Here is a 20,147-nt window from a genome sequence, read left to right as displayed (position 1 = left end):
GCCATCATGCTTCGGTTGTCGGCCCCCTGCCGTCGGACGCGAGTGCGTCACGCGAGATCGCGCCTTGTAGCACAACGCGCGTGCCGGAGCGCGCGGCAACACGCCCCGGCGCCGGCGATCAGCCGAGGGGTGTGGCGAAGGCAAGCCGGCGCAGGCGCAGGCCGGCCAGCATGCACGGCGGTGCCAGCAGCAGCCAGTACAGCGGCGTCCAGCCGAGCGTGTCGGTGTGCGCCGGCAGCGGCGTGAGGGCGAGCAGGAAGGCGCCGAGCAGCCACCACAGGATGGCGCCTGCGACCAGCTGCAGGGCAAAGGCATGGGAACGACGGGCAGGCATGGCGCGGACTCCGGAGGTGACGAGCGCGCAGCCTGCGCGACGGCCATCTCAGCGGCTGCGACGTTGCCGCCGTGCCCGGCCTAGAATGCGCGCCACGCAACGTCCACAGGACCGCATATGCCTCACGGCACCGCCCTACCCGCGCGCTACGCGGTCTTCGGCCATCCGGTCAGCCATTCGCTCTCGCCGGCCATCCACCGGCTGTTCGGCGAGCAGTGCGGCGTCGCGCTGGAATACGCCGCCGTCGATGCCGCGCCGGAGGCGTTCGCCGACGCCGTGCACCGCTTCCTCTCCGGCGCGCACGGCGTCAACGTCACCTTGCCGCACAAGGCCGCCGCCTTCGCGCTGGCCGACGAGCGCAGCGCGGCGGCCAGCCGCGCCGGCAGCGCCAACGTACTCACCCGACTGCCCAATGGGCGGCTGGCCGCGCACAACACCGATGGCGCAGGCCTGGTGCGCGACCTCACCGAACGTCAGCGATGCGCGCTGGCCGGCGCCCGGGTGCTGCTGCTGGGCGCCGGCGGCGCCGCCCGCGGCGTGGCCTGGGACCTGCTCGACGCGGGCGTGCAGGAGCTGACCATCGCCAACCGCACCGCCGACACGGCCGCCGCGCTCGCCGGCTCGCTCGGCGTGACACGGGCACGTGCACACTACTGGCAGGACCTCGCCGAGCTGGGTCGCTTCGACCTCGTCGTGCACGCCACATCGGCCGGCATGCTCGGCCAGCGGCTGGAACTGCCAGGCAGCCTGGTCGGCCCGCGCACCGTCGGCTACGACCTTTCCTACGGCGCCGGCGCGCAGGGTTTCCTCGACTGGGCCCGCAGCGCAGGTGCACGGACCGCCTGCGACGGCCTGGGGATGCTGGTGGAGCAGGCCGCCGACGCCTTCGCGTTGTGGCACGGCCGTCGACCGGACACCGGGCCGGTCTACGCCCGGCTGCGCACGGCTGCCTGAGGACCGGGCCTCGACCTGTCCGTTCCGGCGCGGCGCTCACACCCAGGCGCCCGAAGCGCGTGCTAGCGTCCGCTTCCACAGGGGGTTACTCGCATCAGCGGAGTCACCCATGACGCAGATAGGGATGCTCGGCCGTGGCCTGTGCGGGCTCGGCCTGGTCGTAGTGCTGTCGGGCACCGCGCAGGCGGCACCGGCCGCCGCGGGATTCACCATCGGCTCGCCCAACGTGGCGGTCGCCGATCCGGCGGTGCCGCGGCCGCCGGGCAGGGCCTGCACGGTCGAGCTTTTCAACGACGTGAGCTTCGACGACTTCGGCACTCGGCCCTACAGCTACGCGCCGCCTGCCGGCTGCGGCACGCACTGGAAGAAGGTGGTGCTGGAAGCCGACTTCTCGGTGACCGCCGGGCGCCAGTACGACCGCACCGCCACGCTGTGGCTGGGCGGCGTGAACCTCTACTTCGGCACCACCCAGGAGCCCTCCGCCGCGGTATCGCCGCAATGGCACGTCGAGCGTGACCTGACCGACTACAGTGCTCTGCTGCGCCAGGCCGGCCAGGGCCAGGCGATCATCGGCAACCTGGTCAATAGCACCTATACCGGCGTGATCCACGGCAGCGCGCGGCTGGTGTTCTATCCCGGCGGCGGCCAGGGTGATGTGCCCGATGCGGTCTACCCGCTGGGCGCCGACCCGGTCGGCAACACCACCGTGCTCAACAGCGGCAGTGACCAGCTGGCCAGGACGTTGACGTTGCCGCGCAACGTCGAGCGCGCCTACCTCGACGTGTTCACCCAGTCACAGGGCGGCGACGAGTTCTGGTACACCTGCGTGCCCGACGCCTACGCCGCGCAGACCTTCGAATGCGGCGGGGGCAACTTCCGCGAGGCCGAGGTGAGCATCGACGGGCAACCGGCCGGCGTGGCGCCGGTGATGCCGTGGATCTACACCGGCGGCATCGACCCGTATCTGTGGCGCCCCACGCCCGGCGTGCGGACGCTCAACTTCACCCCCTACCGCGTCGACCTGACCCCGTTCGCCGGCCTGCTCAGCGACGGTGCGCCGCACCAGGTCGCGCTTAGCGTGGCCGGCGCGCAGGGCTACTTCTCCGCCACCGCGGCGCTGCTCGTCTACCGCGATCCGCAGGCGGCACAGGTGACCGGCCGCATCGTGCGCAACACGCTCGCCGGCCAACCGCCCACGCCGACCATCGGCAGCACGCTGGCCACCGACGCCAACGGCAACCTGAGCGGCGACATCACCACCCGGCTCAGCCGCCAGTTCACCATCGAAGGCTATGCCGACACCTCGCGCGGACGGGTGCGCAGCACAGTGACACAGACGGTCGGCTTCGACGACACGCAGAGCTTCCTCATCGACCCGTCCACCTACGACCAGCACAGCGTGCAGCTGACCCGCGTGGACAGCCTGAGCGCTCGCCAGCGCGGGCCGCTGGTGGAAACCTACACGCAGCACGTGCGTTACCCGCTGGACCTGGACTACCGCCAGGTGACCGCCGCCGACGGCAGCCTGAGCGCCGCCACCACGGTGCGCCAGGGCCAGGAATCCGACACCGCCCGCGGCCTGGCCGGCATCCCGCTGTACTCCACGCGGCTCTCCAACCAGGTGGAAGCGGCCGACACGCTGCAATTCGACGCCAGCGGCGCGTTCACCGGCCACACGGGGCAGCAGAACACACAGCACTACCGCTTCGAGGACAACCTCGGCAGCTGCTACGAGGCGTCGGTCGCCAGCACCGGCGGCCTGCTGAGCGGCTACACGCAGGGTCAGGGCTGTCCCGCCGGGCGCAACCGGCTGAGCTGGTTCAGCCGTCCGGACGGCTCGCCCGATTCGCGCGAGCACGCACCGCTCTGACCTGCACGACCTGACCTGCCCGGCGCGAGGGGCGAAGGAGCGCACCTCGCGATTCCGGTCACGCCACTGACACACCTGCCCGCTACGGTGCGCGCGCCGCGTTGGAGCGCGGGTCACTGGCGATCATGCATGTCCGTTTCCTTCGCACCGAAGCGCCTTCCCCTGCTGGCGGCAGGCACCCTGCTGGCCCTCGCCTGCGTGCTGCTGGGCTTGCGCTGGCCCCTTGCCACGCCCGCCGCGCCGTCCGACGACGACGGCCGCGGTGTCCTGCTCGGCCTGGCCGAACAGGCCGAGCAGGACCATCGCCTGGTGGCGCCGGCCGGCAGCAACGCCTACGAGTTCTACCTGAGCGCGCTCGAACTGGCGCCCCAGGACGCGCCCACGCGCGAGGCGCTGCACCGGCTGTTTCCCGCCGCCACGCAGACCATCGAGGAGACGATCGACCGCGACGAGCTGGACGAGGCCGAGCGCGAGCTGCGCCTGCTGCGCGACTTCGACGGCGACAACTACACCGTGGCGTTGCTGGCCGGCAAGCTCGCCGCCGAACGCGGGCTTGCCACGCGCCGCCACGAAGCCCGCGCGGCGATGATCCGCGCGCGCATGGCCGACGCCGCTCAGCCGGTGGCCAGGTAGTCGTCCTTCAACCGCATGTAGTGCTCGGCCGAGTAGTGCAGCTGCTCGACCTGCTTGTCGGTCAGCACGCGCACGCACCGGGCCGGGTTGCCCAGCCACAGCTCGCGCTCGCCCACCACCTTGCCCGGCGAGACCACCGCGCCGGCGCCGACGAAGCCATGCTTCTTCACCACCACGCCGTCGAGCACGGTGGCATGCATGCCGATCAGGCAGTAGTCCTCGATGGTGCAGGCGTGCACCACGGCGGCGTGGCCGATCGTCACGCCCTCGCCGATCACGCAGGGGAAGCCCGGCCCGTACGGACCTTCGTGGCTGACGTGCACGACGCTGCCGTCCTGGATGTTGGTGCGCGCGCCGACGCGGATGTAGTGCACGTCGCCGCGCAACACCACGCCGGGCCAGACCGATACGTCGTCGCCGAGCGTCACATCGCCGATCACGCTCGCGGCCGAATCGACGTAGACGCGCTCGCCGAGGGTGGGACGGATGCCCTTGTAGATGCGCAGATGGTTCATGCACGCATTGTAGGCGAGCGTGCGGCTTGAATTCGTCCAGGCCGGTCGCCACGCTTCGCCTGAGCAAAGGAGCAACCCATGGACCCATCCAACCCGCTGCTGGCCGACCAGCCGCTGCCGGCCTTCTCGCAGATCAAGCCCGAGCACGTGACGCCGGCGATCGACGCGATCCTGGCTGATTACCGCGCCGGCATCGAGGCGCTCACCGCCGCCGACGCGCCGAAGGATTTCGACACGGTGATGCTCACCCAGGAGCGCCTGGAGCAACGCCTGTCGCACGCCTGGGCGCCGGTGGGGCACCTGCATGCGGTGGCCGACAGCGAGGCGCTGCGCGCGGTGTACGGGCCGGCCGAGGAGAAGCTCACCGAGCACGCCATCGAGCTGGGCCAGAACCGTGCGCTGTACGCCGCGGTGCAGGCGCTGGCCGATGCGCCCGCGTTCGCCACGCTGCCGCGCGCGGAGCGCGCGCTCGTCGAGCACGCGCTGCGCGATTTCAGGCTCTCCGGCGTGGCGCTGGAAGAGCCGGCGCGCAGCCGCTACCGAGAGATCGGCGTGGCGCTGTCGCGCCTTTCCACCGAGTTCTCCAATGCCGTGCTCGATGCCAGCGAGGCCTGGCACGAGCACATTACCGACGAGCGCGACCTGGTCGGAGTGCCCGAGTCCGGCCGTGCGGTACTGCGCCAGTACGCGGCCGAGCAGGGGCTGGAAGGCTTCCTGGTCACGCTCAAGCAGCCCAGCGTGCAGGCGGTGCTCACCTATGCCGACAACCGCAGCTTGCGCGAGCGCGTCTACTGGGCCTACCAGACGCGCGCCTCCGACCAGGGCCCGGACGCGGGCAAGTTCGACAACAGCGGGCGCATCGAAGAGATCATGAAACTTCGCCACGAGGCTGCGCGACTGCTGGGCTTCGCCAACGCGGCGGAGGAATCGCTGGCCACCAAGATGGCCAGCTCGCCGACCGAGGTGATGGAGTTCCTGCACGACCTGGCCATGCGCGCCCGTCCGGTGGCCCAGCAGGAACTCGATGAACTGCGCGCCTGGGCGCAGGCCGAGCTGGGCCTGGACAACCTCGAGCCCTGGGACATCGCCTATGCCTCGGAAAAGCTGCGCGCCCAGCGCTATGCCCTGGACGAGGAACAACTCAAGCCCTACTTCCCGTTGCCGGCGGTGATCGAGGGCCTGTTCGGCCTCACCGGCAAGCTCTACGGCATCACGCTCGCGCAGCGCCACGATGTCGACGTGTGGCATCCGGATGTGCGCTACTACGACGTGCGCGATGCCGGGGGGCACGTGTTCGCGGGAGCCTACGTCGACCTCTACGCGCGCAACGGCAAGCGCGGCGGTGCCTGGATGGATGTCTGCCGCGCGCGCTTCGACGATCAGGCGCAGCACCAGCTGCCGATCGCCTTCCTTACCTGCAACTTCGCCCCGCCCACCGAGGGCAGGCCGGCACTGCTCAAGCACGACGACGTGCTGACCCTGTTTCACGAGTTCGGCCACGGCCTGCACCATTTGCTCACCGAGATCGCGCTGCCCTCGATCGGCGGCATCGACGGCGTGGAGTGGGACGCGGTGGAACTGCCCAGCCAGTTCATGGAGAACTTCGGCTGGAACCGCGAGGCGCTGGATATGTTCGCGCGCCACTGGCAGACCGGCGAGCCGCTGCCCGAGGAGCTCTACCAGCGCATGCTCGCCGCGCGGCACTACCACGCCGGCCTGTTTCTGGTGCGCCAGCTCGAGTTCGCGCTGTTCGATTTCCTGCTGCACCTGGAATACGACCCGGCGCGTGGCGCGCGCACGATGGAGGTGTTGGAGGAGGTGCGCAACCAGGTGGCCGTGCTGCATCCGCCGGCGTGGCAGCGCTTTCCACATGCGTTCACGCACATCTTCTCGGGCGGCTACGCGGCCGGCTACTACAGCTATCTGTGGGCCGAACTGCTGTCGGCCGACGCCTTCGGCGCGTTCGAGGAACTGACCGAGCACGGCGGCAGCGCGATCGACCAAGCCACCGGCGAGCGCTTCCGCCGCGAGATCCTCGCCGTCGGCGCCAGCCGCCCGGCGCTGGAAAGCTTCGTCGCCTTCCGCGGGCGCAAGCCCGAGCCGGAGGCGCTGCTGAAGAGCCACGGGCTGGCCTGAGCGCGCGTGCCCATCGGCCACAGGACCTGCGACATGTGTGGCAACGGTGCATGCCGCAGCCAGGCGCAACGTGTTCCCGGATCTGTCCTACTCGCGGTTCCGCGCGGAAATGCTGCGTAAACGCCCTGCGGTTTAGCTGACGGACGGTGCGCGTGGTCGACCGGTTCGATGGAGCGGCGCCGGCCCGCTCCGAGGGCCGTGACCTGGCGCCATCCGCTCCCGCAGGCGTCCGGACCGGAGCCATCCCATACAATGGACCGATGAAGATCGCCTCCTGGAACGTGAACTCGCTGAAGGTGCGCCTGCCGCAGCTGACCCAGTGGATGGGCGAAACCCAGCCGGACGTCGTGGCGCTGCAGGAAACCAAGCTGGAGGACGCCAAGTTTCCGGTGGACGAGCTGGCTGCGGCCGGCTACCGCGCGGTGTTCTCCGGGCAAAAGACCTACAACGGCGTGGCCATCCTGGCCCGTGGGCACGTGCCCAGCGACGTGGTCACCGATATTCCCGGGCTGGATGACCCGCAGCGGCGCATCCTGGCAGCCACGGTCGGCGAGCTGCGCGTGATCGACCTGTACGTGGTCAACGGCAAGGCGGTGGGTGATCCGAAGTACGACTACAAGCTCGACTGGCTTGCCAAGGTACGCGAATTCATCGCGCGCGAGCACGAGCGCCATCCCAACCTGGTGGTGCTGGGCGACTTCAACATCGCGCCGGAGGACCGCGACGTGCACGATCCGGCCGCCTGGCGCGACTCGGTGCTGTGCTCGGTGCCCGAGCGCGCGGCGCTCAAGGCGATCACCGGTCTGGGCCTGCACGACAGCTTCCGCCTGTTCGAACAGGACGCCGGCCACCACAGCTGGTGGGACTACCGGCAGGCCGCCTTCCGTCGCAACCTGGGCTTGCGCATCGACCTGATCCTGCTTGGTGATGCGCTCAGGGGTGCCGCGCGCGCGGCCACGATCGACCGCGTGCCGCGCACTTGGGAACGGCCGTCTGATCACACCCCGGTGACGCTCGATCTGGATATCTGAGAAACGATGAATACCCCTTCCACCGAATGGCCCAGTTCTCTCACCGACGACGAGCTGGACGAGCTCGACCGCTATCTGCGCAGCCATGCCGACGAAGGCCGCCTTCTGCTCGACGGCGTGCACGGCATGCTCTCGGCGATTGCGGTGGGCCCGCTCGAAGTGCTGCCGGACGAATGGCTACCCGAGGTGCTGCACGATCCCTTCGCCGACGAGGCCGAAGGCAACCGCGTGCTGGAACTGCTCGCCAAGTTGAACGATTCGATTCGCATCGAGCTGGACGTTGATGCCTACGAGCCGATCCTGGGCGAGGTCGACACCGATACCGGCCCGGTACTGTCGGCGGCGGGTTGGTGCGAGGGCTTCAGCCGCGGCATCGACCTGCGTGCCGGGCTGTGGGAGAAGCGTCTGGCCGACGATCCGCAGCTGATGGAGCTGCTCGGGCCGGTGATGGCGCTGGCGGTGGACGAAGGCATCCTCGCGGCCGAAACCGAGTTCGAGAAGCTCAGCGACGAAGAGTACGACCAGTGCCTGGCACAGGTCGCGCCGGTGCTTGACGCGGTCGACCAGTACTGGCGCGAGCATCCCGCCACTGAGGCGGAGCTCGCCGCGCTCGCCCGCGCGCCGGCGCCCGAGGGCGAAGACACGCCCCCCCCGCCGCGCCAGCGCAGCGGTCATTGGGTGCACTGAAAACGCCGGATGACCGATCCGGCGCTCTACCAGCCGATCAACATGCTCAAGCCGGTCGCGCCGGAGCTGTGGATCGTCGACGGTCCGATCGTGCGCATGGCGGCAGGGCTGGGCATGAGCGCACCTTTCCCGACCCGCATGACGGTGGCGCGCCTGCCCGATGGCAGCTTGTGGTGCCACTCGCCGGTGGCGTCCGACGAGCAACTGTTCACCGCCCTCGACGCGCTCGGGCCGGTGGCGCACCTGGTTTCGCCGAACAAACTGCACTATGCGCACATCGCTGCGTGGAAGCGGCGCTATCCCGCGGCCGTCGTCTGGGCCTCGCCGGGCGCGCGCGCGCGCCGCCGGTCAACGCATCGACGTGCGCTTTGACGCCGACCTGGGCGACGTGCCTCCGGCCCTCTGGGCCGGGACGATCGACCAGCTGCGTTTCAAGGGCAGCCGAGCGATCGGGGAAGTGGTATTCCTGCACCGAGCGAGCGCCACGCTCATCCTCGCCGACCTGATCGAGAATTTCGAAGCCGAGCGCCTGGATCCCCCGATGCGCTGGATCGCCCGTCTGGGCGGCGTGCTCGCGCCCGAGGGCAAGACCCCGCTGGACATGCGCTTGACCTACCTGGCCCACAAGCGTGAAGCGCGCGCCTGCCTCGAGCGCATGCTGGCCTGGCAGCCGCAGCGGATCATCCTGGCCCACGGGCAATGCTTCATGGAGGACGGCGAGGCCGAGCTGCGCCGGGCCTTCGCCTGGCTGCTGCGGTAGGGCAGGCCCGCCGGCCCGGCATTTTCCTGCGCGCCGAAACGCTGCGTTCACGCCGCGGCGCTTGGCCCCGCTGTTCGCGGGCCCCATGCTGAGCGGGTCCCCTCCCAGCCCTGAGGCGTTCCATGAGCCAACGCACCATCACCCGCCGCGTGCGCGGCATCGACACCAACGACGGCGCCGGGGTGAAGCTCAAGCGCATCATCGGCCAGCCCAACCTGGACATGCTCGATCCGTTCCTGCTGCTGGACGAATTCCGCTCCGACCAGGCCGGCGATTACATCGCCGGTTTTCCCGAGCATCCGCACCGCGGCTTCGAGACGGTCACCTACATGCTCGCCGGCCACATGCGCCACGGCGACAACCACGGCAACCGGGGCGATCTCGGTCCCGGCAGCGTGCAGTGGATGACCGCCGGCCGCGGCATCCTGCACTCGGAGATGCCGCAGCAGGAGAACGGCCTGATGTGGGGCTTCCAGCTATGGGTGAACCTGCCGGCGACGGACAAGATGACGGCGCCGCGCTATCAGGACATCGGGCCTGAGCGCATTCCGCGCGTCGAACCTGCGCCCGGCGTGGAGGCAAGGGTGATCGCCGGCCGACTGGGCGATGCGGTCGGCCCGGTGCAGGGCGTCGCCACCGCGCCGGTCTATCTGGACATCACGCTGGCCGCCGGCGCGCGCTTCGAGCTGGACCTGCCCCCGGGCCACCATGCCTTCGCCTACGTGTTCGAGGGCGAGTCGGCCGAGGTAGGCGGTTCGCCGCTGCCACGCAACGAACTGGCGGTACTGTCCGATGGGGATGAGCTCACCCTCGCCGCGGGTACCACCGCCGCACGCCTGCTGGTCGTTGCCGGCCGCCCGCTCAAGGAAAGCGTCGCGCGCTACGGACCGTTCGTGATGAACACGCCCGAGCAGATCCACGAGGCGATCGCCGATTTCCGCGCCGGGCGCTTCTGACTTCGCGTCCTCTGCCAGGGCATGGGGGAGAGGGTCGGCCGAGGCGCTTCAGCAGGCAGTCCCGCCCACTGGTTCACTCGTCCGGGCGCACCTGCGCACCTGGGTGCTCGGAGCGCTCCCGCGCAAGGGCCTGCAGTACCCGCGCCATCACGTCCGCCACCGTTCCGTCCGCGTCGACCCGCATCGCCTGCTCGTCGCCGTCGGGCGCCTCCAGCGTGGCCAGCTGGCTGCCCAGCAGTTCCGGCGGCATGAAGTGCCTCCGGGCGCGCATGCGTCGCGCCAGTTCCTCGTACTCCACGTCCAGGTAGACGAACCGCACCGCCGGCCCGGCCTGCCGCAGGCGATCGCGGTAGACCCGCTTGAGCGCCGAGCAGGCGACCACGCCGCTACGCTTGTCCGCCAGCTCGTGGCGCATCCAGGCGACGATCGCGTCCAGCCAGGGCGCGCGGTCGGCATCCTCGAGCGGCACGCCGGCGCTCATCTTGGCGATGTTGGCCGCCGAGTGCAGATCGTCGCCGTCGAGGAACGCGTAGTTCAGCGACTGCGCCAGACGGCGCGCGACGGTGGTCTTGCCCGAGCCGGACACGCCCATCACCACCAGCATCTCGGGCCACGCGGGCTTCGCCCCGTACGCGCTCACGCTCGCTCCCGCCAAGGTCGAGCGCCGACCTTAATCCTTCGGCACAGGACGTGCGATTCATGACTTGGCGGACGCTGCGGATCTGATCGGCGCTCAAGTGCGCCCCACCGTCGCCGATGCCCTGATGAAGGTCGTGTGATTTTGTGCGTTGGAACTCGGTTTGCTCCGTTAAAATGCCATTAATCTGAGTACGAGCAGGATGTTGCAATGCTCGCCAATCATGTTGCCGAATTAAGTCATCCAACCTACTGATTCTATGACCGTTGCGCTGCTGACTATGATCACCTGCCTGGCCCTGATCGCCGGCGCGGTCAAGCGCGTGCCGGAAGGGCGGGTGCACAGCGTGTACCGCAACGGCAAGCTGCAGCGCCTGCTGCAGCCGGGCATGCACTTCGTGCTGCCAGGCCTGGAGCGGGTCGGCCATCGCATCGACCTGGCCGGCCAGGTCCTGCGCTTCCAGGAACCGCTGGCTGCCTCGTCCCAGTTGCATGGAACGGTCTACTGGCAGGTGCTTGAGCCGGAGCGCGCCGACGCGGTGATCGACCAGGCCGAGCAGCTGATCCGCGGCGGCACGCTGGATGCGCTCAAGGCGGAGCCGGACGTGGCGCAGGAAAACCGCCGCGACCTGGGCAGCCGCCTGAAGCAGCGCCTCAACGCCGTGCTGCGCGAGCGGGGCGTGATCATCACCCGCGTCGAGCTCGACTTCGCCTGAGCCAGCTGGCATCGCCGGCGCGCGCGCCGGATACTGCGCGGCTCCCTTGCCGCGAACCGCCGATGAACCGCGCTGTCCTCCACGATCGCCTCGAACACGGCATCGCCGCCCTCGGCCTGGCCTTGCCGGGGGACGCGGTGGCGCGCCTGCTCGACTACCAGGCGCTGCTGGAGCGCTGGAACGGCGCCTACAACCTCACCGCCGTCCGCGATCCGGCGGAGATGGTCACCCGCCACCTGCTCGACTCGCTGGCGATCCTGCCCTACGTGCGGGGCGCCACGCTGGCCGACCTCGGCACCGGCCCGGGGTTGCCCGGCATCGTGCTGGCGATCGCCGCGCCAGGGCGGCAGGTTCTGCTGGTCGACTCCAACGGCAAGAAGGTGCGTTTCCTGCGCGAGGCGATCCGTGCGCTCAAGCTCGAGGGCGTACGCGCGGTGCAGTCGCGAGTGGAGGACGTCCAGGGCCAGTTCGAGTGCATCACGGCCCGCGCCTTCGCCAGCCTGGCGGACATGCTGGGCTGGGGCGGCCATCTGCTGGCGCCCGACGGCATCTGGCTGGCCATGAAGGGCAAGCCGGCCGAGGAGGAACTGCCGGGGATTCCTGCGGGCTTCGAACTGCGTGCCCGGCATGCCCTGCGCGTGCCCGGGCTAGACGCCGAGCGGCATCTGCTGGTGCTCGGCAGGGCTTAGCCGCCGGCCGGTCTAGGCCGGCGCGGCGCTTCACCTCGATCGCCTGCATTCCCCGGGTGACGGAAGGCCACGGATTGCGTGACCGCGGCCGGGGTCGACCCGCGTGCCGGACCCACTACACTAGGCCCCTTTCCGCATCTCGGTAGCTATCGAGCCATGGCCCGCATCATCGCTGTCGCCAACCAGAAGGGCGGCGTCGGCAAGACCACGACGGCAGTCAATCTCGCCGCAGCGCTGGCGGCCGCCAAGCGCAAGGTGCTGCTGGTCGATCTGGACCCGCAGGGCAACGCGACCATGGCCTCGGGCGTGGACAAGCGCGAGGCCAAGCCCAACGGCTGCGAGGTGCTGCTGGACGAGGCCCCGATCGAACGCGCCATCGTTTCCACCGAGGCGCACTACGACCTGCTGCCCGGCAACGGCGACCTCACCGCCGCCGAACTCAAGCTGATGGACGCGATCGCCCGCGAGAACCGGCTCAAGGAACAGCTGGCCAAGATCTCGGACAGGTACCAGACCATCCTGATCGATTGCCCGCCCTCGCTGCACCTGCTCACGCTCAACGCGCTGGCCGCGGCCGATGGCCTCTTGATCCCGGTGCAGTGCGAGTACTTCGCGCTGGAAGGGCTCTCCAGCCTGCTCGACACGGTCAAGGCCGTGCGCCACCGGCTGAACCCGAAGCTGGAGATCGAAGGCCTGCTGCGCACCATGTACGACGTGCGCAACAACCTGGGCAACGAGGTTTCCGCGCAGCTCACCCAACACTTCGGCGACAAGGTGCTGCGTTCGATCATCCCGCGCAACGTGCGTCTGGCCGAGGCACCCAGCCACGGCCAGCCGATCCACCTTTACGACCGCAGCTCGCGCGGCGCAATCGCCTACATCGGCCTGGCCGGCGAGATCATTCGCCGCGAACGCGGCGCGCAGGCCGCCGTGGCCGCGCTCAACGACATGCACGACACCGGCGAGGCGCTCGACGCCGCCGCCGACATCCACCAGGAGTGATCATGGCCGCCGCGAAGAAACGGGGACTCGGCCGCGGGCTCGACGCGCTGCTCGGCGGCGACGGCGCCGGCGCCGCCGAGCCACTGGAGCAGGAGGGCGAGCTGCGCAGCCTGCCGATCCAGCAGATCCAGCCGGGCAAATACCAGCCGCGCCGGCACTGGAACGAGGAAGCGCTGGAGGAGCTGGCCGCCTCGATCAGGGTACAAGGCTTGATCCAGCCGGTGGTGGTGCGCGTGCTGGGCAGGAACAGCTACGAGCTGATCGCTGGCGAACGCCGCTGGCGCGCCGCCCAGCTCGCGCAGCTGAGCGAGATCCCGGCGCTGGTCAAGGCGGTCGACGATGCCGCCGTGCCGGCGATGGCCCTGATCGAGAACATCCAGCGCCAGGACCTCACCCCGCTGGAGGAAGCCGACGCGCTCAAGCGCCTGATCGAGGACTTCGAGCTCACCCACCAGCAGGCGGCGGACGCTGTCGGCCGCTCGCGCGCGGCCGTGTCCAACCTGCTGCGCCTGACCGAGCTGCCCACGCCGATCAAGAAGCTCCTGGACGAAGGCAAGCTGGAGATGGGCCATGCCCGCTGCCTGCTCACGCTGGACGAGGTCGTCGCCCTGCCGTTGGCGCGTCAGGCTTCGACCTTGGGCTGGAGCGTGCGCGAACTGGAAGACGCCGCGCGCCGCGCGCAGAACCAACCGAAGGGCAAGGCCAGGGGCACCGGCGCGCGTGATCCCAACATCGACGCGCTGGAGCGCGAGCTGGGCGAGCGCTTCGCCACCCGGGTGGAACTGGCGCAGGGCCGCGGCGGCCGCGGCAAGCTGGTGATCCACTACCACAGCAACGACGAGCTGGACGGGATCCTCGGCAAGTTGCGCTGAGGCGTCGCCTTTTTCCCTGCGGGACCAGAGCCCGCAGGGCGGATGAAGGTCCGTCCGTAGCGGCGCAGGTTCCGCATTCTTGCGCCGGCCTTTCCCGAAAAGAGCGAGCAGAGCCGCCTGCGCTCGCTGTCCGCATCGGCGATAATTGCCGCCCATTCGTTCCGTCGGACTGGCCCCATGCCCGAGCTTTCCGTCGTCGTGCCCGTGTTCAACGAGCGCGACAACATCCCGCCGCTGCTTGCCGAGATCGCCACCGCCCTGCGCGGAACGGTCGATTTCGAGATCGTCTACGTGGACGACGATTCCAGCGACGACAGCCGCGCCGTGCTCGCCGCACAGAAGGCCAGCTACCCGGAGCTGCGCGTGCTGCACCACGTCAGCCGCAGCGGCCAGAGCACGGCGGTGTGGAACGGCGTGCGCGCCGCGCGCGGCGCCTGGATCGCTACGCTGGATGGCGACGGCCAGAACGACCCGGCCGACATCCCCAAACTGCTGGCCGCCCGCGCGAGCGCCGCGTCCGAGATCAGACTGTTCGCCGGCTGGCGCACCACCCGCCGCGACAGCTTCAACAAGCGCATTTCCTCCAGGATCGCCAATGCGGTGCGTTCGCGCATGCTCAAAGACGCCACGCCCGACACCGGCTGCGGCCTCAAACTGTTCGAACGCGAAACCTTCCTGCGCCTGCCCTACTTCGACCACATGCACCGCTACCTGCCGGCGCTGGTGCGGCGCGCCGGCTACGCCAGTCAGAGCGTGCCGGTGGGCCATCGCCCGCGCATCGCCGGCACGTCCAAGTACGGCATGCTCGACCGCCTGTGGGTGGGCCTGGCCGACCTGCGTGGCGTGGCCTGGCTGATGCGCCGCGCCAAGGTGACCCGCGTCGAGGAACTCTGATCCGCGCCGCGCCCTACAGGGTATTCACCGCCGCGGAGTAAGCTGGGCGGCGGTTCCTGCAAGGGGGCGCCATGAGCCTGGCCGTCAAACGCGTCTATGACCCGCCCTCGCCCAAGGACGGCTGCCGCGTGCTGGTCGACCGGCTGTGGCCGCGCGGCCTGAAGAAGGAAGATGCCGCACTGGACCTCTGGGCCAAGGAGGTCGGCCCTTCGCGCGAGCTGCGCCAGTGGTTCGGCCACGAGCCGACGCGCTGGGAAGGCTTCCGTCATCGCTACGCCGGCGAACTCGACGCCATGCCCGACGCCTGGCACGCGCTGGCCGAAAAGGCCCGCCGCGGCCGCGTGACGCTTTTGTTCGGTGCGCGCGATGAGGAGCACAACAACGCGGTTGCGCTGAAGGCTTATCTGGAAAACTATCTGGCCGCGCACGGCCCGCATTGACGCCGCGGCCCGGCGCGTCCCGACCGCGCGGGAGGCCTCAGGATGTGCGTTGCCGGTCAATCCGACGGACGCCAACGCTGCAGCGCTTCGCGGGTGCGCAGCCGGCCCAGCTCGATCAGCTCGTCCGCCCGGTAGAACTCCCATACGGCCGCCGCGTCGCGTGGGATCTGCACCAGCAGGTCCGGCTCGTAGGCGGCCAGCCGCACGCGCGAGAGGTTCGACTGCATCAGGTCCATCGACTGGGTCAGCAGCTCCAGCGCACCCGGCTCGCGTATCCGCGGCGGGATGGCCTCGCCGCGCGAGAACAACCGGCCGAGCCATCCGGACTTGACCTCGGGCGTGGCTGTGGCGTCCTGTTGGGGGCTGGGGCGCTCGATCGGGCCGTCCAGGCTCACGGCGACCAGGAAGTCGGCGCGTTCGCGGATCAGCGGCGTCATCGGGACCGGATTGAGCAGCGCGCCATCGACCAGCCGGCGCCCGTCCAGCATGTGCGGCCGGAACACCGTGGGGATCGCGATCGAGGCGCGGATCGCATCGAACAGTTGCCCGCGTGTCAGCCAGACTTCGCGTTCGCGGTCGATGTCGGTGGCCACCGCGGTGTAGGTCAGCGGCAGCTCCTCGATGCGCGCATCGCCGATCAGCTGGCGCAGCGTCTCGATGATCTTCTCGCCCTTGATCAGTCCGCCGCTGAAGGTCCAGTCGACCAGCCGCAGCACGTCGAAGCGGGCCAGCTTGCAGACCCAGTCGCGGTAGACCGGCAGCTTGCCCATTGCGTAGATGCCGCCGATCAGCGCTCCCATCGAACTGCCGGCAATGGCGCTGATGCGATAGCCCTGGCGCTCCAACTCCTCGATCGCGCCGATGTGCGCCAGGCCCTTGGCGCCCCCGGCGCCAAGCGCAAGTGCGACGGTCGGCTGGCTTGGCGCGTCCGGTGCCGGGGCGGAGGAATTCATGCGGCGGGCCTAGGTGGGCAAGCCCTCACGATACGTTGGCACGGGGCTGTGGTGAAGTCATCCTTCCGGGCGGGAGGCGGCAGCGGTCGCTATGATGGCCGCATCGGCACCTACGACACGACGGGCCAGCCCTCAGGAATCATGCCAGCCGATACCCACCTTTACTCCTCGTTCCGCCTGGCTGCTCCAGTCCGTGCCTGCCGCCCGCGCGGAGCGCGCGCGTGAGCTGGCAGGCCTGGGCCACGGTGGCCATCATCGCCGGTGCGATGGGTCTGTTCGCGAGCGAGAAGGTGCGCATCGACCTGGTCGCCCTGCTGGTGCTGGCGGCGTTGGTGGTGCTGGGCATCGTGTCGCCGGAGGAAGCCTTGTCCGGCTTCAGTAACGAGGCCACCGTGACCGTGGCGGCGATGTTCGCGCTTAGCCTGGGGATCGAGCGCTCGGGCGCGCTGGAGCCGCTCACCCGCCTGCTGATGCGCATCCGCAAGCCGTGGCTGTTGACCCTGGCGATGATGCTGGCGATCGCGCCGCTGGGTGCGTTCGTCAAGAACATTGCGCTGGTCGCCACCTTCCTGCCGCTGGCACTGCGCGTGTGCCAGCGCACCGGCACCTCGCCCGCCCGCGTGCTGATGCCCATGGCCTATGCGGCACAGATGGGCGGCGTGTGCACGCTGATCGGCACGTCCTCCAACCTGCTCGCCGACAGCCTGGCGCAGAAGCATGGGCTGCCGCCGTTCGGCGTGTTCGAGTTCACCAAGATGGGTGCGCTGCTGGCGGTGGCCGGCATGGCCTATCTCATGCTGATCGGCCGCCGCCTGCTGCCCCGCCATATCGATGCGGCTTTGCCCGAGGGCGGCGAGGTGGGCAAATACGTCACCGAGCTGGTGGTGGGCGAGGAATCGCCGCTGCTGGGCACACGCATCGCCGACGCGCAGCTGGGCGAGAAGTACGGCGTCTACCCGCTGGAGCTGCTGCGCGGGGAGCGCCGCATGTGGTCGCCGCGCGAACAGCAGCTGGCCGCCGGCGACGTGCTGCTGGTGCGCGGGGACTGGGGCAAGATCGAGGAGTTCCAGCGTCGCGCGCGGCTGCGCAATGCTCCCGAGCAGCACTATGCGCGCGAGGACGACCGCACCCGCGTGCTGGCCGAGCTGATGGTCGCGCCGGGCAGCCCCGCCGAAGGCCGTCGCATGTCGGAGCTGGGCCTGGACTGGCGCTACCGTGCCACGGTGCTTGCGGTGCACCGGCGCGGCCAGGTGCTGCGCGACAAACTCAGCAACACCGATCTGGCGGTGGGCGACGTGCTGCTGGCGCTGGTCGACGAGGGCGGCATGCCCAAGCTGCGCACCGACGATGCTTTCATCGTGTTGTCCGAACGCGACGACGCGCGTGGCAGCATGCGCAAGGCCTGGGTTGCGGCGACGATCATGGCCGCGGTGGTGGTGGTCTCGGGCATGCATTGGCTGCAGATCCCGGTCGCCGCACTGTGCGGCGCCACCGCGATGGCCCTGACCGGCTGCTTCGGTCGCAGGGACGTCTACGAGGGCATGGACTGGAAGATCATCATCCTGCTCGGCGCCATCTTGCCGCTGGGACTGGCGATCGAGAAGACCGGGCTGTCCACGGTGGTGGTGCAGGGCGCGATGAGCCTGGTCGGCAGCCACGGGCCGCTGGCTGCGCTGTTGATGGTCTACCTGCTGACCGCGCTGCTCACAGAGCTGATGGGCCACAACCCGTCCGTGGTGCTGATGGTGAGCATCGCGGTGACGTTGGCGCATGCGGCGCACGCCGATCCGCGCCCGTTCGTCGTGGCGGTGGCCTTCGCCGCGGCGACCTCGTTCGCCACGCCGGTCGGCTATCCGACCAACACGATGGTGTATTACGCCGGCGGCTACCGCTTTACCGATTTCATGAAAGTGGGCATCCCGCTCATCGGGCTGTTCTGCGCGCTGTCGATGTGGCTTATCCCGCAGCTGTGGCCGTTCCATCCCTGAGCCATCGACCGCCTCTCCTCCGGCGCAGGCGGGGAAGAGGGCCTGCTAGCGTGGCGCCTGCTGGTAGCCGCCCAGCGCCATGTGCAACAGGCTCTTCATCTCCTCGCGCAGCGGCAGCGGCGCCACGACCTCCGCGTCCGGCCCGTACTTGAGCACGTCCATCAGAAGTTCGCGCGACTTGGAGTAAGGCACCTTCAGCTCATAGTGGCCGTCGGGCAGCCACTCGCCCTTCTGCTGCGAGTGCCAGTGCTCGTCGGCGACCCAGCGCGCGGCGTGGGCGGAGAACCGGATCGTCGCCCAGGCCTTGGGCTTGCCGGCGAAGATGCCGTAGCTGGAGGCGAGCCATTCGTTGAGGTCCGCCTCGGGCACGTCGATCGCCGCTTCGTCCAGCGCGTGGGCATCGCGGATGCGGTCCACCGCGAAGCTGCGCAGGGCGTCCCGGTCGTGGTCCCACACGTCCAGGTACCAGTTGTCGCGGTAGTGGGTGAGGCGTTGCGGCGAGACGGTGCGCTTGCTGTCCGAGTCGGTCGTGCGCGCGCGGTAGGAGAAGCGCAGCCGGCGGCGCTCCAGCACCGCGCCGGCGACCACGCGGAACACCTGCTGGTCGAGCTTGCGCTCGCCCCAGGGGATCACGCGGATGCGCTCGATCGGCAGTGATTTCTCCTTCTCCTGGCCGGTCAGCAGTCGCTCGATGCGCTGCTTGAACGGCGCCAGGGCGCCGGCCAGCACGCCGGGGCCGGAGCGGCCGATCAATTCATTGAGCGCCAGCAGCGCGGCCAGCTCGTCGGAGGTCAGCCAAAGCCCCGGCAGCTCGAAGCGCTCGCCCTCGCCCAGTTCGTAGCGGAACGCTGCCTGGTCGGTGCCGGCGCTTTCGATGGGGGCGCCCAGCGCGTCGCGCAGGAAGGCCACATCGCGGTAGAGCGTGGCGCGCGAGCATTCCAGCTCGTCCATCAACCGCGCCAGCGGCACCGGGTAATGCGCCGATTTGAGAAGCCGGTGCAGGGTGAGGATGCGTTCGTAGCGGTCCATGTCATACCGTTGGGGGGCGGGCTTTGTGTAGCATGGGTACGGCCAGCGACGGCCGCAAGCCCGTTGCCCGGCCCGGTCGTGCGCCGGGTCGCGGTTTTTCCCCAACCGGCGAGCCTTTCGATCCCGATGCAGCCATCCAGCGACACGCAGGCCTGCATACCCGCGCCGGCGGGCGAGCAAGCCTGCCCCGCGCCCCCGGCCTATCCGGCAAGCCTGCTGCGGGTGCTGGCGCTGTCAGGCCACGGCCTGTGGATGCTGCTGGGCCTGGCGCTGGCGCTCGGCATCTACCGCGTCGGGCGCAGCGAAGCTTTGCTGCCGCTGGCACTGGGCGCGGCGTTCATCAGCTCCGGCCTACTGGCCGCCTGCCTGCGCTTGCCGGGCTTGTCCGAATGGCACGGCTGGCACCCGGCGCGGCGCAGCCGACCCACGCGTGAGGCCATGCTTGCGTTGGCAGCCTATCTTCCGATGCTGGCGGTGGGCGGCCTGGTGCGTGGCGACAACGCCTTCTGGGCGACCCGCGTGGCAGGCACCGCCCTGGCGCTGTGCAGCGCCGCCAGCATGGTCTACACCGTACATCGTTACCGCAGGCAGCTTTCGGCCGGCGCGCTGCGTTGTTCGGCGCAGCTTCCGCTCAGCCGGATGGTCGCCGCCTGGTATGCCGGCGGCTTGTGGATGTGGCTTTGTCTGGCCGCTCAGGACGGTGCCGTGCATCCGGCCGGTACGCGACCCTGGATCATGGTGCTGCTGGTGCTGGCGTTGCTGCTGGGCTTGATCGAGGGGCTGCGCTGGCAGGCGCTGGCCCAGGCCGACAAGCGGCCCGCCGGCACGCGGGGCCGGACCGACCGCTTCGTCGCCGCGCTGTTCACCTATGCCATGCCCAGCCTGGCCTTGCTGGTGGTGGACCTGTCCGGTGCCGGCGTGCCGCTGGTGGCGCTGGCGGCGGTCAGTTGCCTGCTCGGGCGGGCCATCGAGCAGCGCGCCTACGAGGGCATGCTCGCGCGGCTCTGCCTTGCCGAACGCGCCGGTCACGGGCCGTAGCCCGGCAACCGGGG

22 protein-coding genes are annotated in these 20,147 nt (G+C 69.8%); 17 read left to right on the top strand and 5 right to left on the bottom strand.

The window, feature by feature from the left end:
• Positions 1–118: 118 nt before the first annotated feature.
• Complete coding sequence (locus VGU65_RS05420; protein ID WP_327473597.1) at positions 119–334, bottom strand: hypothetical protein; 216 nt, start codon at positions 332–334, stop codon at positions 119–121.
• 117 nt (positions 335–451) lie between these two features.
• Here VGU65_RS05420 and aroE point away from each other — a divergent pair, with 117 nt between their 5' ends.
• From aroE to VGU65_RS05405, 3 genes are all read left to right on the top strand, one after another.
• On the top strand, positions 452–1,288 hold the full coding sequence (gene aroE / locus VGU65_RS05415; RefSeq protein WP_327473594.1) for a shikimate dehydrogenase: 837 nt from the start codon (positions 452–454) through the stop codon (positions 1,286–1,288).
• 109 nt (positions 1,289–1,397) lie between these two features.
• On the top strand, positions 1,398–3,158 hold the full coding sequence (locus VGU65_RS05410) for a peptide-N4-asparagine amidase (RefSeq protein ID WP_327473592.1): 1,761 nt from the start codon (positions 1,398–1,400) through the stop codon (positions 3,156–3,158).
• A 129-nt stretch (positions 3,159–3,287) separates the two neighbouring features.
• On the top strand, positions 3,288–3,791 hold the full coding sequence (locus tag VGU65_RS05405) for an energy transducer TonB (protein ID WP_327473590.1): 504 nt from the start codon (positions 3,288–3,290) through the stop codon (positions 3,789–3,791).
• On the opposite strand, the gene VGU65_RS05400 is transcribed toward VGU65_RS05405, so the two are convergent.
• Positions 3,773–4,306, bottom strand: coding sequence for a gamma carbonic anhydrase family protein (locus VGU65_RS05400; RefSeq protein WP_327473588.1), 534 nt, complete (start codon positions 4,304–4,306; stop codon positions 3,773–3,775). The genes VGU65_RS05405 and VGU65_RS05400 overlap by 19 nt on opposite strands.
• 78 nt (positions 4,307–4,384) lie before the next feature.
• Between VGU65_RS05400 and VGU65_RS05395 the strand changes: the two genes are divergently transcribed.
• The 6 genes from VGU65_RS05395 to VGU65_RS05370 all read left to right on the top strand — a co-directional run bounded on the left by VGU65_RS05395 (position 4,385) and on the right by VGU65_RS05370 (position 9,876).
• Positions 4,385–6,442 carry a M3 family metallopeptidase gene (locus VGU65_RS05395; RefSeq protein ID WP_327473586.1) on the top strand — a complete coding sequence of 686 codons (2,058 nt, stop codon included), beginning with the start codon at positions 4,385–4,387 and terminating at the stop codon, positions 6,440–6,442.
• 260 nt (positions 6,443–6,702) lie between these two features.
• The gene (xth, locus tag VGU65_RS05390; protein ID WP_327473584.1) at positions 6,703–7,473 is read left to right on the top strand and encodes an exodeoxyribonuclease III; all 771 of its coding nucleotides are present in this window, start codon (positions 6,703–6,705) and stop codon (positions 7,471–7,473) included.
• Between the two features lie 6 nt (positions 7,474–7,479).
• Complete coding sequence (locus tag VGU65_RS05385) at positions 7,480–8,160, top strand: YecA/YgfB family protein (protein WP_327473582.1); 681 nt, start codon at positions 7,480–7,482, stop codon at positions 8,158–8,160.
• A 9-nt stretch (positions 8,161–8,169) separates the two neighbouring features.
• The gene (locus tag VGU65_RS05380) at positions 8,170–8,532 is read left to right on the top strand and encodes a DUF4336 domain-containing protein (protein ID WP_327473580.1); all 363 of its coding nucleotides are present in this window, start codon (positions 8,170–8,172) and stop codon (positions 8,530–8,532) included.
• A complete protein-coding gene (locus VGU65_RS05375; RefSeq protein WP_327473579.1) occupies positions 8,522–8,920 on the top strand; it encodes a hypothetical protein in 399 nt (132 codons plus the stop codon). The genes VGU65_RS05380 and VGU65_RS05375 overlap by 11 nt, the downstream gene beginning before the upstream one ends.
• A 122-nt stretch (positions 8,921–9,042) precedes the next feature.
• Positions 9,043–9,876 (top strand): pirin family protein, encoded by an 834-nt coding sequence (locus VGU65_RS05370; RefSeq protein ID WP_327473578.1) that lies wholly within the window; start codon positions 9,043–9,045, stop codon positions 9,874–9,876.
• Positions 9,877–9,949: 73 nt separating this feature from the next.
• On the opposite strand, the gene VGU65_RS05365 is transcribed toward VGU65_RS05370, so the two are convergent.
• Complete coding sequence (locus tag VGU65_RS05365) at positions 9,950–10,516, bottom strand: gluconokinase (RefSeq protein ID WP_327473577.1); 567 nt, start codon at positions 10,514–10,516, stop codon at positions 9,950–9,952.
• A gap of 256 nt (positions 10,517–10,772) precedes the next feature.
• Between VGU65_RS05365 and VGU65_RS05360 the strand changes: the two genes are divergently transcribed.
• The 6 genes from VGU65_RS05360 to VGU65_RS05335 all read left to right on the top strand — a co-directional run bounded on the left by VGU65_RS05360 (position 10,773) and on the right by VGU65_RS05335 (position 15,125).
• Positions 10,773–11,228: an SPFH domain-containing protein gene (locus VGU65_RS05360; RefSeq protein ID WP_327473576.1), complete on the top strand. Its 456-nt coding sequence runs from the start codon at positions 10,773–10,775 to the stop codon at positions 11,226–11,228.
• A gap of 62 nt (positions 11,229–11,290) precedes the next feature.
• Complete coding sequence (rsmG, locus tag VGU65_RS05355; RefSeq protein ID WP_327473574.1) at positions 11,291–11,917, top strand: 16S rRNA (guanine(527)-N(7))-methyltransferase RsmG; 627 nt, start codon at positions 11,291–11,293, stop codon at positions 11,915–11,917.
• 156 nt (positions 11,918–12,073) lie between these two features.
• Positions 12,074–12,919, top strand: coding sequence for a ParA family protein (locus VGU65_RS05350; RefSeq protein WP_327473572.1), 846 nt, complete (start codon positions 12,074–12,076; stop codon positions 12,917–12,919).
• 2 nt (positions 12,920–12,921) lie between these two features.
• Positions 12,922–13,791: a ParB/RepB/Spo0J family partition protein gene (locus VGU65_RS05345; protein WP_327473571.1), complete on the top strand. Its 870-nt coding sequence runs from the start codon at positions 12,922–12,924 to the stop codon at positions 13,789–13,791.
• A 177-nt stretch (positions 13,792–13,968) separates the two neighbouring features.
• On the top strand, positions 13,969–14,685 hold the full coding sequence (locus VGU65_RS05340; protein WP_327473570.1) for a glycosyltransferase: 717 nt from the start codon (positions 13,969–13,971) through the stop codon (positions 14,683–14,685).
• Positions 14,686–14,756: 71 nt separating this feature from the next.
• On the top strand, positions 14,757–15,125 hold the full coding sequence (locus tag VGU65_RS05335) for a DUF488 domain-containing protein (RefSeq protein WP_327473569.1): 369 nt from the start codon (positions 14,757–14,759) through the stop codon (positions 15,123–15,125).
• Positions 15,126–15,181: 56 nt separating this feature from the next.
• Here VGU65_RS05335 and VGU65_RS05330 read toward each other — a convergent pair whose 3' ends face one another.
• Positions 15,182–16,078, bottom strand: coding sequence for a patatin-like phospholipase family protein (locus tag VGU65_RS05330; protein WP_327473567.1), 897 nt, complete (start codon positions 16,076–16,078; stop codon positions 15,182–15,184).
• 221 nt (positions 16,079–16,299) lie between these two features.
• Between VGU65_RS05330 and VGU65_RS05325 the strand changes: the two genes are divergently transcribed.
• Positions 16,300–18,066, top strand: a complete 1,767-nt coding sequence (locus tag VGU65_RS05325; RefSeq protein ID WP_327473565.1) for an SLC13 family permease — start codon at positions 16,300–16,302, stop codon at positions 18,064–18,066.
• Positions 18,067–18,111: 45 nt separating this feature from the next.
• Here VGU65_RS05325 and VGU65_RS05320 read toward each other — a convergent pair whose 3' ends face one another.
• The gene (locus VGU65_RS05320; protein ID WP_327473563.1) at positions 18,112–19,095 is read right to left on the bottom strand and encodes a helix-turn-helix transcriptional regulator; all 984 of its coding nucleotides are present in this window, start codon (positions 19,093–19,095) and stop codon (positions 18,112–18,114) included.
• Between the two features lie 126 nt (positions 19,096–19,221).
• Between VGU65_RS05320 and VGU65_RS05315 the strand changes: the two genes are divergently transcribed.
• Positions 19,222–20,133 carry a hypothetical protein gene (locus VGU65_RS05315; protein WP_327473561.1) on the top strand — a complete coding sequence of 304 codons (912 nt, stop codon included), beginning with the start codon at positions 19,222–19,224 and terminating at the stop codon, positions 20,131–20,133.
• Positions 20,134–20,147: the final 14 nt, after the last annotated feature.

Source organism: Frateuria sp. (assembly GCF_035943815.1).
Classification (GTDB): domain Bacteria; phylum Pseudomonadota; class Gammaproteobacteria; order Xanthomonadales; family Rhodanobacteraceae; genus Frateuria_A.
Note: the sequence above shows the minus strand (reverse complement) of the source record. Positions and strands in the feature narration are given on the sequence as shown.

Excerpts from the sequence above, each read along its gene's own strand:
- VGU65_RS05315 (WP_327473561.1), top strand. The coding sequence starts at position 19,222 with ATGCAGCCATCCAGCGACACGCAGGCCTGCATACCCGCGCCGGCGGGC.
- VGU65_RS05330 (WP_327473567.1), bottom strand. The coding sequence starts at position 16,078 with ATGAATTCCTCCGCCCCGGCACCGGACGCGCCAAGCCAGCCGACCGTC.
- VGU65_RS05410 (WP_327473592.1), top strand. The coding sequence starts at position 1,398 with ATGACGCAGATAGGGATGCTCGGCCGTGGCCTGTGCGGGCTCGGCCTG.
- VGU65_RS05350 (WP_327473572.1), top strand. The coding sequence starts at position 12,074 with ATGGCCCGCATCATCGCTGTCGCCAACCAGAAGGGCGGCGTCGGCAAG.
- VGU65_RS05395 (WP_327473586.1), top strand. The coding sequence starts at position 4,385 with ATGGACCCATCCAACCCGCTGCTGGCCGACCAGCCGCTGCCGGCCTTC.
- VGU65_RS05340 (WP_327473570.1), top strand. The coding sequence starts at position 13,969 with ATGCCCGAGCTTTCCGTCGTCGTGCCCGTGTTCAACGAGCGCGACAAC.
- xth (WP_327473584.1), top strand. The coding sequence starts at position 6,703 with ATGAAGATCGCCTCCTGGAACGTGAACTCGCTGAAGGTGCGCCTGCCG.
- VGU65_RS05405 (WP_327473590.1), top strand. The coding sequence starts at position 3,288 with ATGTCCGTTTCCTTCGCACCGAAGCGCCTTCCCCTGCTGGCGGCAGGC.
- VGU65_RS05380 (WP_327473580.1), top strand. The coding sequence starts at position 8,170 with ATGACCGATCCGGCGCTCTACCAGCCGATCAACATGCTCAAGCCGGTC.
- VGU65_RS05320 (WP_327473563.1), bottom strand. The coding sequence starts at position 19,095 with ATGGACCGCTACGAACGCATCCTCACCCTGCACCGGCTTCTCAAATCG.
- VGU65_RS05335 (WP_327473569.1), top strand. The coding sequence starts at position 14,757 with ATGAGCCTGGCCGTCAAACGCGTCTATGACCCGCCCTCGCCCAAGGAC.
- VGU65_RS05400 (WP_327473588.1), bottom strand. The coding sequence starts at position 4,306 with ATGAACCATCTGCGCATCTACAAGGGCATCCGTCCCACCCTCGGCGAG.
- VGU65_RS05360 (WP_327473576.1), top strand. The coding sequence starts at position 10,773 with ATGACCGTTGCGCTGCTGACTATGATCACCTGCCTGGCCCTGATCGCC.
- VGU65_RS05420 (WP_327473597.1), bottom strand. The coding sequence starts at position 334 with ATGCCTGCCCGTCGTTCCCATGCCTTTGCCCTGCAGCTGGTCGCAGGC.
- VGU65_RS05345 (WP_327473571.1), top strand. The coding sequence starts at position 12,922 with ATGGCCGCCGCGAAGAAACGGGGACTCGGCCGCGGGCTCGACGCGCTG.
- rsmG (WP_327473574.1), top strand. The coding sequence starts at position 11,291 with ATGAACCGCGCTGTCCTCCACGATCGCCTCGAACACGGCATCGCCGCC.
- VGU65_RS05370 (WP_327473578.1), top strand. The coding sequence starts at position 9,043 with ATGAGCCAACGCACCATCACCCGCCGCGTGCGCGGCATCGACACCAAC.
- aroE (WP_327473594.1), top strand. The coding sequence starts at position 452 with ATGCCTCACGGCACCGCCCTACCCGCGCGCTACGCGGTCTTCGGCCAT.
- VGU65_RS05385 (WP_327473582.1), top strand. The coding sequence starts at position 7,480 with ATGAATACCCCTTCCACCGAATGGCCCAGTTCTCTCACCGACGACGAG.